The organism is Roseomonas indoligenes (assembly GCF_017813365.1).
Classification (GTDB): Bacteria; Pseudomonadota; Alphaproteobacteria; order Acetobacterales; family Acetobacteraceae; genus Roseomonas; species Roseomonas indoligenes.
In genome coordinates, this window is record NZ_JAGIZA010000003.1 from 223,024 (window position 1) to 235,673 (window position 12,650).

Annotated in this window: 11 protein-coding genes and 1 tRNA gene; 6 read left to right on the plus strand and 6 right to left on the minus strand. The window is 70.9% G+C overall.

Annotated elements, in window-relative coordinates:
- Positions 1-6: 6 nt before the first annotated feature.
- The gene (lexA, locus tag J5Y10_RS06130; RefSeq protein ID WP_209371875.1) at positions 7-747 is read left to right on the plus strand and encodes a transcriptional repressor LexA; all 741 of its coding nucleotides are present in this window, start codon (positions 7-9) and stop codon (positions 745-747) included.
- 155 nt (positions 748-902) lie between these two features.
- Here lexA and J5Y10_RS06135 read toward each other — a convergent pair whose 3' ends face one another.
- From J5Y10_RS06135 to J5Y10_RS06145, 3 genes are all read right to left on the minus strand, one after another.
- Positions 903-2,156, minus strand: a complete 1,254-nt coding sequence (locus J5Y10_RS06135; protein WP_209371877.1) for a class I SAM-dependent methyltransferase — start codon at positions 2,154-2,156, stop codon at positions 903-905.
- Complete coding sequence (locus tag J5Y10_RS06140) at positions 2,156-4,114, minus strand: hypothetical protein (RefSeq protein WP_209371879.1); 1,959 nt, start codon at positions 4,112-4,114, stop codon at positions 2,156-2,158. The genes J5Y10_RS06135 and J5Y10_RS06140 overlap by 1 nt, the downstream gene beginning before the upstream one ends.
- Positions 4,115-4,227: 113 nt before the next feature.
- Positions 4,228-4,302: transfer RNA gene (locus tag J5Y10_RS06145), tRNA-Val, on the minus strand.
- A 151-nt stretch (positions 4,303-4,453) separates the two neighbouring features.
- Here J5Y10_RS06145 and J5Y10_RS06150 point away from each other — a divergent pair.
- Positions 4,454-5,332: an N-formylglutamate amidohydrolase gene (locus tag J5Y10_RS06150; RefSeq protein WP_209371881.1), complete on the plus strand. Its 879-nt coding sequence runs from the start codon at positions 4,454-4,456 to the stop codon at positions 5,330-5,332.
- 238 nt (positions 5,333-5,570) lie between these two features.
- Entirely contained in the window at positions 5,571-6,356 is a 786-nt protein-coding gene (locus J5Y10_RS06155) for a lytic transglycosylase domain-containing protein (RefSeq protein ID WP_209371883.1), read from the plus strand.
- Between the two features lie 7 nt (positions 6,357-6,363).
- Here J5Y10_RS06155 and J5Y10_RS06160 read toward each other — a convergent pair whose 3' ends face one another.
- Positions 6,364-7,269 (minus strand): LysR substrate-binding domain-containing protein, encoded by a 906-nt coding sequence (locus J5Y10_RS06160; protein WP_209371885.1) that lies wholly within the window; start codon positions 7,267-7,269, stop codon positions 6,364-6,366.
- Between the two features lie 338 nt (positions 7,270-7,607).
- Between J5Y10_RS06160 and J5Y10_RS06165 the strand changes: the two genes are divergently transcribed.
- The gene (locus J5Y10_RS06165; RefSeq protein WP_209371887.1) at positions 7,608-8,933 is read left to right on the plus strand and encodes a cytochrome P450; all 1,326 of its coding nucleotides are present in this window, start codon (positions 7,608-7,610) and stop codon (positions 8,931-8,933) included.
- Here the strand turns inward: J5Y10_RS06165 and J5Y10_RS06170 are convergent, their stop codons facing one another.
- Positions 8,934-10,400, minus strand: a complete 1,467-nt coding sequence (locus J5Y10_RS06170; protein WP_209371888.1) for an N-acyl-D-amino-acid deacylase family protein — start codon at positions 10,398-10,400, stop codon at positions 8,934-8,936. It lies immediately after the preceding gene.
- A 76-nt stretch (positions 10,401-10,476) separates the two neighbouring features.
- Here J5Y10_RS06170 and J5Y10_RS06175 point away from each other — a divergent pair, with 76 nt between their 5' ends.
- Positions 10,477-11,064 carry an FUSC family protein gene (locus tag J5Y10_RS06175; RefSeq protein WP_209371890.1) on the plus strand — a complete coding sequence of 196 codons (588 nt, stop codon included), beginning with the start codon at positions 10,477-10,479 and terminating at the stop codon, positions 11,062-11,064.
- 96 nt (positions 11,065-11,160) lie between these two features.
- Positions 11,161-12,171: a DHH family phosphoesterase gene (locus tag J5Y10_RS06180; RefSeq protein WP_209371892.1), complete on the plus strand. Its 1,011-nt coding sequence runs from the start codon at positions 11,161-11,163 to the stop codon at positions 12,169-12,171.
- Here J5Y10_RS06180 and J5Y10_RS06185 read toward each other — a convergent pair.
- A complete protein-coding gene (locus J5Y10_RS06185; protein ID WP_342452852.1) occupies positions 12,168-12,635 on the minus strand; it encodes a YaiI/YqxD family protein in 468 nt (155 codons plus the stop codon). The two genes, J5Y10_RS06180 and J5Y10_RS06185, sit on opposite strands and share 4 nt — an antisense overlap.
- Positions 12,636-12,650 lie beyond the last annotated feature (15 nt).

Here is a 12,650-nt window from a genome sequence, read left to right on the forward strand (position 1 = left end):
CGGACCATGCTCACCCGCAAGCAGCACGAGCTGCTCACCTTCATCGACAAGCACCTGCGGGACACCGGCTTCTCCCCCTCCTTCGAGGAGATGAAGGAGGCGCTGAACCTCAAGTCCAAGTCCGGCATCCATCGCCTGATCACGGCGCTGGAGGAGCGCGGCTTCCTGAAGCGCCGCGCACACCGCGCCCGCGCGCTCGAAGTGCTGCGCGTTCCGGAAAGCCTGGCGCCGCGCGCCGTGCAGGCCATGCACGCGTCGCCCCAGCCGGCCGTGGCCGCGGCCCCGTCCTTCGCCCCGAACGTCATCCGCGGCAACTTCGCACCCAACCTTCCCGGCGCGGTCCGCACTGCCAACGATGCCGCCGCGGTCCACCTCCCCCTCTACGGCCGCATCGCCGCTGGTTTGCCGATCGAGGCGCTGCGCGACATGGGCGAGAGCGTCGAGGTGCCCGCCGCGATGCTCGGGGGTGGCGAGCACTATGCGCTGGAGGTCTCCGGCGATTCGATGATCGAGGCCGGCATCCTGGACGGCGATACGGTCATCATCCGCCGCGGAGATACGGCCGATAACGGCTCTATCGTGGTGGCCCTGGTGGACGAGAACGAGGTGACGCTGAAGCGGCTGCGCCGCCGCGGCAACTCCATCGCCCTGGAAGCCGCCAACCCGCGCTTCGAGACCCGCATCTTCGGGCCGGACCGCGTGAAGGTTCAGGGCCGTCTGGTCGGGCTGGTTCGTCGCTACCACTGAGGGCGTCGCTTGCCGGGGGGCTCCGCCCCCTGGCTCCTGGACCGACGTGAAAGGTCCGCGGGGCTGACCTCAGCCGGCAGGTTTCGACAACCGCTTCTAGCTCAGCCGTTAAAGGCGCCTTGGCCCCGGGTATCCAGGCCTCTTGCAGGGCGATTTCAGTCCACGTTGCCCGGCAAGAGCTCCACCGCCTCGATAACGGCCGTGAAGCCCCGCTCGCAGAACAGCCGAACCTCAACGCCGATCAGGTCCTCCGCTGCTTCGAAGGGCAGCGTGGCGACCCACCCCTCGGCAACCAGGGCCTCTCCCTGAACGGCGCGGGCCGCGAGGCGTGCTGAACCGTTCGCGGCGGACACGTCCATCACCGCCGTCCCGGATGCCGGCGCATCGGGCCGGAAATGCAGCCGCGCCGTCCAGCGGCCACGCGCGAGCGGGACATAGGGGCCGTACAGGCCTGTCCCCGCCGTGCCGTCCAGCAGGATCGCGCCGCCCTCTCGCTGGCCAGTGGCCGTCTGCACCCGATCATCTGAGGCGTGGAGATAGAGGGCCATCTTCGTCAGGCGCCGGGCTTCCCACACCGTGGCCCAGGGCGGGTCGGCGCAGGGGATGCGGCGGCCGGACCAGCCGGTGCGGGCCAGGGCGCGCTGGAAGTAGTCCTGGTGGAAGCCCAGCTCCAGCCAGCCATTCTTGCGAATGGCCCAGAGGGAATTGCCGTCCAGCCGCACGCCCCAGGGCTGGGGAAAGTCGGCCGTGATCGGCTCCCCGCCGAAGAAGAGGCGCCCGCCCTCGGCCACGCGCGCCTGCAGCGCACGCAGCAGGCGCAGGTGGTCGGCGCAATGGTGGAAGCACTCGAAGAACAGCACGGCGTCGAAGGTCGCGGTGCTGCGCTCCGCCCAGAAGAAGTCGTCCTGGACCACCTCGATGGAGAGATCCTCACGCGCGGCGCGACGGCGGATCAGCTCGCAGAAGCGCGGCTCCACGTCCACGCAGGTCACGTGATGGCCCAGCCGCGCCAGCTCCAGCGTCGTGTTGCCCCAGCCCGGCCCGAATTCCAGCACGCGCGAACCCGGCGGCAGGGCCATGGCGCGCAAGGCGAAGCCGATGCCCATCAGGTGCTCGCCGGCCGTGGTGGCGCTGCCGGTGGAATAGGGGAAGGGCCGGCGCAGGGCGGCGTCGACATCCAGCGGCGTCGCCTCGTTCGCCAGCGCATAGTCACGGCCCGCTATGGTCGCGTAGATGCCCATCTGCGCCTGGCGATACGCGTCGGAGAAAGGATCCTCCGGCATGCCGGCGGGTGGGTCGATCCGGAAGGTGCCGAAGACGGCGCGCATGGCGTCGTCGGAAACCCGCTCCGCCCGGTCGCATTCGGCCAGGGCCTCGTCCAGCTCCTCCAGGCTCCGCAGCACGCGCATCACGATGCCTCCGGCCCGTCGTCGCAGGGGTCCTCGATGATTCCCATCGCCACCCAGGGCTGCGTCTCGGAATTCGATTCGGCGGATGGGACGGAGGTGCGGATCTCCAGCGCATCCCCGCGCTCGCGGATGGATCGGGCGACCTGCCGGCGCATCAGCGTCTCGAACAGCTCCACGCGGTCCTTGTGCCTCGCCACCACCTCCCGCAGCTCGGGCCGGGAGGAGCGGCGGAGCGCCGCGAAGCCGCGCAGGGACAGGCCGGCGGAGTAGTTCCAGAAGCTGCCATGGGTGTGCCGGTTCCCCGCCTCGTCATGGACGTCGATAACCACCCCGTCCTGCTTCACCGGGCCGCCGAGATCGACGGCGTGGGTGCCCAGCGCATAGGTGCCGAGCGCACGGTCTAGCGCGGGCGCGATTCGCGGGTCGTCCAGCGCCGTGGCCGCGCGGGCCAGGGCCAGCACGGCGGCGGCGTGGCAGTCCAGGTAGGGCGGCTTGCCCTTGCCCATCGGAAAGACGGAGACGGGCTTCCCGACCATGTCCTTCATCGGCCGCTCGAAGGTGAGCAAGGCGTCTACCGCGCGCCGCAGCGCCTCCCGGTGGCGGGGGGAGCCCGTGACGGCCAGCGCATCCACCAAGCCCATCACCACGAAGGAGAGCGGGCGGGAGAAGATCGCGCGCGGATCCGTCTCCGCGGGCGCGAGCATGTTCTCCTCATAGGCGGCGAGGAGCTGGTCGTGCATCCCCAGCGCCTCCTCCACCATCGGTGCCGCGGCCTCTCCCGCGCGGGCGAGCATGCGGGCGCGGCGGGCGAAGGCCGAGAGCTCCACGCCGTAGTCGTAGGAGAGGGAAAGGTCGATCGGTTGGCTGGGCGGGGCCGCCGCCTCCGCGCCGATGATGGCGGCCATGTCGTCCACACGGTCGTAAAAACCGCCGGAGGTGAGGAGCTTCGTTTCCTCCGCGGAGATCAGGCCGCCGCAGCGCTCCCCGGGGAAGGCGTGCTCGGCCGCCACCCAGTGCAGGTTCCCCTCCTCCCGTGCGACCATGTTGAGGGCCGAGAGGCGTCCCGGCTCCCGAGGAACGGAGTGGATGGCGGGCGAGAAGCCGCGCATGAACCGGTCCCGCGACATGGACCAGTAGGGGGCGCCGGCGAGCGGCAACAGCCCCTCGGCGGGCTCCGTCACGCCCACCCTCATCGGCGCCGCGCCCGGCTGCCGGGCCCGGACGGCGTTGTAGACCATGCCGAGCTCGCCATGGGTCAGGTCGTCCGCCGCGATCGTCAGCACGAGGTCAGAGACGGTCACGCCAGGATCGAGGTCGAGCGATGCCTCAACCCGGAAGATCGTGCTGCGGGCATCGAAGCGATAGGCGTAGACGAGCCGCCCGAGCCGCAGGTCCCGCCCGTGCTGGGCGAAGCGCAGTTCGCTCGCGTGGGAAAGCTCCAGCGAATCGCCGCGGTGCCGGATCTCCCAGGCGCCAATGGCGTCCTCGACATCCAAGGTGTGGCCGATCCCGGCATAGGTGAATCGCACGTAGTTGCCGGTCAGCATCACGTTGCGGGCGGTGCGCCCGTCATGGAAGCGCACGCCGACGGTGACGATCCCGCGCGGCAGGTCGCAGGTGATGTCCATCAGGCTATGGACGAAGCGCGCCCGCGCGCCGTCGTTCTCCACCGCCTCCAGCCGCGCCTGGCCGAGGCGGCGATACACGTAGGGGCCGCGGCAGAGGTCGCGCAGGAAGCCGAAGGTGGCTTCCACCGCCTCGGGATAAGCCCACCAGACCTTCGGGAGGGAGAGGAACTCCAGTGCCTTCGCGTTGTCGTCGGACCAGAACCAACGGTCCCCGTCCATCATCTCCTCGGTCTCCGCCACGGCCTGACGGTCGCCGAAGCGCGGGCCGACGGGATGCAGGAGGTGACGCACGATGAAGGCGGCGTAGGGAATAGGATCGGTCGTCAGCACTGGCCTGGCCTGAAGGGCATGGAGCGCTTGTAACCGGGAAGAGGCGGGAAAGACGAGGGCCCGCCTTGCGTCGCGAGCCACAACCCCTTCAGGACAAAGGGTATTTAGGCGGATGGTGGGCGCAACAGGGATTGAACCTGTGACCCCCACCGTGTCAAGGTGGTGCTCTCCCGCTGAGCTATGCGCCCATCCGCCGGGTCCGCCAGGGCCCTAGGGGCCGTGGCATGGCGGCCCCTTTAGCCTGCCCCCCGCCGGGCATCAAGTCCGAAGGCGACGTGTCGCGTGCTGATGCAGCATCCCGCGTGACAGGCGCGTCCGGCTGTGGTGATTCAGGGATAGATGGACCTCTCGATCCAGGCCGTGCCCGAGGCCGACGCCCCACCGCCCTTCCAGCTGATCCGGCCGGCGTTTCAGGCCGCGCCGATCATCCTCGCCTCGCCTCATTCGGGCCGCCACTACCCGGCCGCCTTCCTGGCGGAGAGCCGGCTGGACCCCGTCGCGCTCCGCCGCTCGGAGGACGGGTTCGTGGAGGAGATTTTCGCCGATGCGCCGCTGCACGGCGTCCCGCTCCTCGCCGCCACCTTCCCGCGCGTCTACTGCGACGCGAACCGCGAGGCCTGGGAGCTGGACCCCGGCATGTTCGACGGGCCGCTGCCGGATTTCGTCAACAGCGCCTCACCCCGGGTCGGGGCCGGGCTGGGGACGATCGCCCGGGTGGTCGCGAGCGGGGAGCCCGTCTACCGCCGCCGCCTTTCCTTCGACGAGGCGGCGGACCGCATCCGCGCGCTGTGGGAGCCCTATCACGCCGCCCTATCCGGGCTGATCGAGGAGACGGTGCGGCGCCACGGCGCCTGCCTGCTGATCGACTGCCACTCCATGCCCACCATCCCCGGCGAATCCGGGCGCTCCGCGGACATGATCCTCGGCGACGCGCACGGCACCGCGGCGGCCCCGCGCGCGACGCGGCTGCTGGAGGAAGCGCTCTCGGCCCTGGGCTACCGGCACCGGCGGAACGATCCCTATGCCGGGGGCTACGTCACCCGGCATTACGGCCGCCCGAGGGAGGGCGTGCACGTGATCCAGTTGGAGATGGCCCGCAGCCTGTACATGGACGAGCGGCGGATCCAGCGGCTGCCAGGCCTCGCCACGCTGCGGGCCGACATGGACCGGATGCTGGCGCGGCTGGTGGCGGAGGACTGGTCCTTCCTTCGGCCCTGATCCCCGTCCGTTCCCGTTGGCCAGACGCGCGGGCAAAAAAAAGGCGGTGCCAGAGGCACCGCCGAGTTTAGGGAGGAAACGTCCAAGAAAGACAACAACGCGACAACATCGCGTTGCTGCGGTGCAAAAACTAATCATTGGGGCGGGTCCGCGCAACCCCTTTTCCGCATCGCAGCATCACGGAAATGCGATGGCTGGTTTGCACCAACGATGGCATGCGGATTGAGCAGAGGGGGCCATGCGCCTTCTCTCCCTTATCCTCATCCTGCTGCCCGGCCTGGCCCTGGCCCAGCCTTCCTCGACCTTGCTGTGCCGGGCCGCCATCGCCTCTGCGGAGCGGGAATACGGGCTTCCCGCAGGCCTTCTCGCCGCCATCGGCCGGGTCGAATCGGGCCGCCGCGATCCGATCACCGGCGAGAACGGCCCCTGGCCCTGGACCATGAACGCGGAAGGCACCGGCAAATTCTTCTCCTCCAAGGCGGAAGCGGTTGCCGAGGTGCGGCAGCTTCGTGCCGGGGGGATGCGGCTGATCGACATCGGCTGCATGCAGATCAACCTGCACCACCACCCCGACGCTTTCGCTTCCATTGAGGACGGCTTCGACCCCCTGACGAATGCCCGCTACGCCGCGCGCTTCCTCAAGGGGCTGCAGGCCACGAGCGGCGACTGGATGGTCGCGGCGGGCCACTACCACAGTCAGACTCCCGCCCGCGCCGAAGCCTATCGTGCCCAGGTGGCGCTGCGACTGCCGGAGGAGCAACGGCAGGCCGGTGGCGCCCCCGCTTGGCAACCCGGCTGGTCGAACCAGCCCGCCGGGCCCCGCTTCCCCGTCGCCGTGGCGGCCACGCCCGGCATGAGCATCCGTGCTGCCCCGCCGCCGACGATCATGCGTACCGCAAGTCCCGCCGCGTCCGAATCCGGCGAGCGTGGGCGAGGGCTGGACGCCTACCGAGCCATGGCCATCCCGCTGGCCAGCCGCGCGCCGGCAATGCTGGTGCGCGGCTGGCCGGCGGCGGGGGGCTGAACGGTCTTCAGCGCGCGACGACCGCCTCCATGGATGGCGCGGCGTCGCGCACCACCGCCGCGAGCGCCTCCAGCGCGGCCGCGCGCGGGTCGGAGGCGCGGACCAGCAGCACCACCTCGCGGCCCACTCCGGCAGGAAGCGGCTCGTACTCCACCAGCCCCTCCACCGGACCGAGCGCGGCGGCGGCCATCGCCGGCATCAGGGAGGTCCCCTCCCCCGCCGCCACCATGTGGCGCAGCATGTCCAGCCCCGTCGCGTGCCGGAGGCCTGGGGGAGCCCCGATCCCGCAGGCCGCCAGCGCCTGGTCCCGCAGGCAGTGGCCCTCCTCCAGCAGCAGCAGTTCCCCTTCGCCGGGGAGGCATGCCGGCTCCCGGGCGGGCTGCCCTGGCGCCCGCATCAGCAGGAAGGGCTCCAGGAAGAGCGGCAGGGCCCGCAGCGCCGGGTCCGCAGGGCCGGCGCAGCAGAGCGCCGCGTCCAGCGTACCCGCCTTGAGCGCGTCCCGCAGTTCGGCGGTGCGGGCCTCGCTGAGCACGGGGCGCATGGGGGGGAAAGCCTCGCGTAGCGGGCGCAGGATCCGCGGCAGAAGATAAGGGCCGAGGGTCGGGATCGCGCCGAGGCGGAAGGGGCCGGCCAGCGGCGCCTCCCCGGCCCGCGCGGCCATGAGCAGGGCCCGGGCCTCCCGCACCACCACGGCGGCGCGGGCCAGCACCACCTCCCCGCGCGCCGTGACCAGGACACGGCCGGGCAGGCGCTCGAAGACCGGGAGGTTGAGAAGGGCCTCCAGCTTGCGGACCTGTGCGGAGAGGGCGGGCTGGGACACGCCGCAGCTTTCCGCCGCACGGCCGAAGTGGCGGTGTTCGGCCACCGCGAGAAGATATTCGAGATCGCGAAGGGAGAGGCCGGCCAAGGACATGGGCCACTGCATAAAGGATCTCTATTGAGATCTGAATAGAACGGTCTTGGTCATTATCGCCTTCCGGCGCGATTTCCTCCCCGGACAGGATGCGGAAGCGAGGACCGATATGACGAAAGCCATCGATGAGGCGCCGCGCCCAACGGCGCTCCGCACCAGCAAAGGCCGGCGAGCCATGACGCCCGCCGGGCGAGCTGCGCTCCGTCTCTTGATCCAACTCGTCGCACGGCGTGCCGGCAATGAACCGGCCTGACACGGCAGCCTAACCGGGGATAGGGCGAGAAACCCCGCCCAAGCCTATGGCGCTGGCCTGCGGTCGTAACAGCGGGAATGGGTGCATGTCAGCGTCACGGGCCTCCGCCCGCCTCTCCCTTCCCCGTGCCAGCCTACGGGAGACCTTCGCCTTCCTCTCCGGCGTCGTACTCCCGCTTCTCGGCAAGGGGGTGATCCTGCGCCGCCCGCCGGCAGTGGCCCTGGCCCAGCGGCTGAATCTCGACAAGCGCGCCCTTCGCATTGTGCAGCGCCTGCGCGACCGGCACGGCCCCGGTCCGCTGCTGCTGCCCGTGCCGTTACACCCCTACGCCCTGATCCTTTCCGCCGAGCACGCGGCGCGCATCCTGGCGGCCTCCCCCACCCCCTTCACCCCGGCAAGCGACGAGAAGCGCGCGGCCCTCAACCATTTCGAGCCGCACGGCGTCCTGATCTCCGGCGAGCGGGAACGCGCCCTGCGCCGCCCCTTCAACGAGGCGGTTCTGGAAACGCCCAACCCCCTGCACCACCTCGCGCCCCGTTTCCTGGCCGTGGTGGAAGAGGAGGCGCCCGCCCTGGCGAAGGAGGCGGAGGCGGCCGGCAAACTGGACTGGGACAGCTTCGCCATGGCCTGGTGGCGGATGGCGCGCCGCGTGATGTTCGGCGACGAGGCGCGAGACGATCATGCGCTGACGGACATGCTCTCCCGTCTGCGCGCCGACGCGAACTGGGCCTTCCTGTTCCCGCGCCGCCGACGCCTCCGCCGCCGCTTCGATGAGCGGCTCGGGGTGCATCTTGTCCGCGCTGAGCCGGGCAGCATCGCCGAGGTGATGGCGCGCATGCCGGCGCGGCCCGGAACGGATCCGCTGCATCAGGTGCCGCAGTGGCTCTTCGCGCTGGACGGCCCGGCGCGCGCCACCTTCCGCACCCTCGCCCTGCTCGGCACCCACCCGGCGCAGCGCGCCCGGGCCATGGAGGAGATCGCGTCCGGCGGGCCGGAGCTGCCCTACCTGCGCGCCTGCCTTCTGGACACGCTGCGCCTCTGGCCCACCACGCCCGTCATTCTCCGCCAGGCAACCGAGGACGTGGATTGGGAGGACCGAACGATCGCCCGCGGCACGGGAATCATCATCTACGCCCCCTTCCTGCACCGCGACGCCGAGCGCCTGCCCCAGGCCGACCGCTTCGCGCCCGATCCCTGGCTGGAGGGCACGCCGGAGCGGGCGGGGTTGGTGCCCTTCAGCGACGGCCCGGCGCGCTGCCCCGGGCGGCATCTCTCGCTGATGCTCTCAAGCGCCATGCTGGCCGCATTGCTGCGTCGGGGCTTCGTCCCGAAAGGGCTGGAGGGGATCGGCCCGGACCGGCCACTCCCCGCGACGCTCAGCGCCTACGGCCTGCGCTTCAGCCCGGGGTGATCAGCGATTCCGCGTCACCAGCCGGCCCGGCTTCTCCCCCGTCGCGCCTCCGCGCTTGTCCTGACGGGCGGCGACATAGGTCGGCACGCCGTTGCACCACACCTCCTCGATCCCCTCGCTGATCTGCTTGGGATCCTCGAAGGTCGCGCGGTCGCGCACGGTATGGGGGTCGAAGAGCACGATGTCGGCATAGGCACCCTCGCGCAGCACGCCGCGATCCACCATGCCGAAGGTCTCGGCCGCCTTGCCCGTCATCTTGTGGACCGCCGTCTCCAGGCTGAAGAGCTTCACGTCCCGCACGTAATGGCCGAGCACGCGCGGGAAGGTGCCCCAGAGGCGGGGATGCGGATGCGCGTCGTGCGGGATGCCGTCCGATCCGATGATCGACATGGGATGCGCCATGATCCGGCGCACATCCTCCTCATCCATCTGCCACGTCACCTGCCCCGCCGGCAGAAGGCGCGCGGCCGCGGACTTGATGTCCGTGTTCCAGCCGCGCGCGATGTCCTTGATGTACTTCCCCGCCATCTCCGGGTGCGGAACGGACCAGGTGACCATCACCTCCACGTCGTCGCGCAGTTTGTCCGGCATCAGGACGGTGGAGCCGGCGGGATAGGGATAGACGTCGTAGCTCACGGCCTGGGTGCGCGCGAATTCCGAGATCAGCGGCAGCGTCTGGGTGGAACGCCCGTAGTTCTCGGGCATGGAGCACTTGTGGTGGCTGATATGGACGGAGACGCCGGCCCGCTTGCCGATCTTCGCGGTCTCCTCGATCGAGCCGAGGATGCGGTCCGCCTCGTCGCGCATATGCGTGCAGTAGAGGCCGCCAAAGGGCCGGATGGCCTCCGCCACCGCGATCACCTCCTCCGTCGTCGCCTGCGCGTTCGGCGGGTAGTACAGGCCGGTCGAGAAGCCGCTCGCCCCCTCGCCCATGGACTGCTTCACCAAGTCGTGCATCCGCGCGATCTCGGCGTCCTTGGCCTGGCGGTACACGTCGTTGTCCATGGTGCGGGCGCGCAGCGTCTGGTGGCCGACGAAGGCGTAGGTATTTACCTCCGAGCCCTGGGACTTCAGCGCGTGTGCGTAGTCGCCGAAGCTTTCGAAGGTGTACCAGCTCTCGTCACCCAAGAGGTCCAGAGGCGGCACGGGTCGCGTGGCGAAGCGCGCCGGCGCCAGGCTGACGCCGCAATTGCCCACCACCACCGTCGTCACGCCCTGGCTCGTCTTGCAGGTCGTGCATTCCGGGCCGCAGAGAACGGCGCGGTCGTCATGCGTGTGGCTGTCGATGAAGCCGGGTGCCACGGCCTTGCCGGTGGCGATCACCTCCCGGTCCGCCGTGGCGCCGCCGAGATCACCCACGCCGACGATCCTGTCCCCCCGCAGCCCGATGTCGCCGAGCCGCCGTGGCGCGCCCGTGCCGTCGAAAAGGGTGGCATCGCGGATGATCGTGTCGCAGCGCAGGGCCATCAGGGGAAACTGTCCTGTCCGGTAGAACGGCGGCGATCATGATCCCCCGCGAAAGCTTTATCCAGAGGCGCTGGCCGTGCCCCGCCACACGGCCCACCCTGCCGGCATGACGGACGAGGCACAGCAGAAGGCGGCCGAGCTGACCGGGCGCATCGACCGCCTGGGCGGGCGGCTGGCCCGGATGCGCAAAGCCCTTCCGGCGAATGACAGGCTGCGGGGCGGTCTGCGGCAGGCCGTGCTCACCGCCATCGCGGCGACGATCGCCTACCTGCCCACCCAGGCGCTCGGCCTGCGGGAGGGATTCTGGGGCGCCATCACCGCCATCGCCGTGGTGCAGAACGAGTGGGGCGCGGCGCGCGGCGCGGGGCGGGACCAGTTCCTCGGCGCCACCATCGGCGGGATCGTGGGCGTGGCCGTCGTGCTGACCTTGGGGCAGGCCTACCTGTGCTACCTGGTCGCCATCGTGCTCGCCGTTCTCGTCTGCTGGGTGGCGAACCTCGCTTCGGCGAGCCGACTGGCGGCCATCACGGCGACCATCATCCTGCTGGTGCCGCACACCGGCACGCCGCAGCACATGCTCTTCTCCCGCGTGAGCGAGGTTGGCTGGGGCGCGCTGGTCGCGCTGACCCTGGTCTGGGCGGAGGCATGGCTGAAGAAGCGATAGGCGGGGCGCGGCAACCCCGCATCGACGAAGGTCGTTCCCGCCGGTACCACCCGGCCAGGACACCCCTATGCCCTCCTCCCGCCCCGGCACCGCCGGATGACGCCCGCCGAGGCACGCGCCGCCTTCGAGATCGCACTGCGGAGCTTCGACGCGTCTCGCCCGCCGCTCATCCTCTGCCATCATGACGCGGACGGCTTGGCCGCCGGTGCCATCCTCGCCCGCGCCCTGCCGGGCGCGGGAACGCGGGTGATCGGACGCGGCGAGGGCGCCTGGACGGAGGAGACCGCGGCGGAGGTCCGGGCGCGGGACCCGGGCGGGCTGCTCGTCACCGATCTCGGCACGCGGGCGGATGCCGTGGTGCCCGGCCTGCCCACCGCCGTGCTCGACCACCATGTGCCGATCAAGGCCCAGGCCGCGGAGGGCGTGACGGTCATCGCCGGCCACGACACGGATCCGCAGCCCTGCTCCGCCCTCATCGCCCACTGGTGCGCGGGCGGCGAGGACCCCTGGCTCGCCGCTATCGGCATCCTCGGCGATTTCGGCGACAAGGCGCCCTTCCCCGAGCTGGCAGAAGCCCGCAAGCGCCACGGGATCGGCGTGCTGAAGGAAGCGGTGGCTTTGCTGAACGCGCCCCGCCGCGCCTCCTCCGGCGATGCCTCCCCTGCCCTGGCGCTGCTGCTGCGCGCCAATGGGCCGCGCGAGGTGATCGACGGATCCCAGCCCGAGGCCGCCGTCCTGGCCGCGGCGCGGGACGAAGTGCGCGCGGCCCTCGATGCCGCCCGCCGCGTGCCGCCGAAGGTGGTGGGCGATGTCGCGCTGATCCGCATCCACACGCCCTGCCAGGTGCACCCGCTGGTCGCGCAGTCCTGGGTCTCCCGCCTGCGCGGGAAGGTCGTGATCTGCGCCAATACCGGCTACCGGGAGGGCTGGGTCCACTTCGCAGCCCGTTCCTCCGACGGTCGCGATCTCATCGCCTTCCTTCGGGAGCGGGCTCCGGAAGGCGCGGGCGAGAACTTTGCCCAGGGACATGCCCGCGCCACCGGCGGGATGCTGCAATTGGGTGCCTGGGACGACTTCCTGGGCCGCCTCGGCTACCCACCCGGCTAGAACCCGCCGGGCGGGATGCGAAAGGTCGGCGGCGCGGGCCGGGACGCCGCCGCCACCGCGGCATCCAGCGCCACCAGGAAGCGCTGCCGGTCCGCCCCGGTGAAGGCGGCGTTCCGCGTCTCCATCCCCGTCTCCCGCATGTGGCGGGAGATCTCGCGGCCGGCCAGCGCGCCACCGATATTCGCTTCCGTCCAGGCATGGCCACGCGGCGAGACGGAGAGCGCCTTCTTGGCCAGGCAGCGTGCCGCGAGCGGAATGTCCGCCGTCACGCAGATGTCGTTCGGCCCGATCGCCTCCACGATCCAGTCATCGGCCGCGTCAGCCCCCTCCTCCACAATCACGCGGCGGACGCCATCGGGCAGGCGCACGCCGCGCGAACCGTTGGACACGACGGTGACGGGCAGCGAGAGCCGCAGCGCCACTCGGAAGACCTCATCGCGGACGGGGCAGGCATCCCCGTCCACGTAGATATGGGGCGT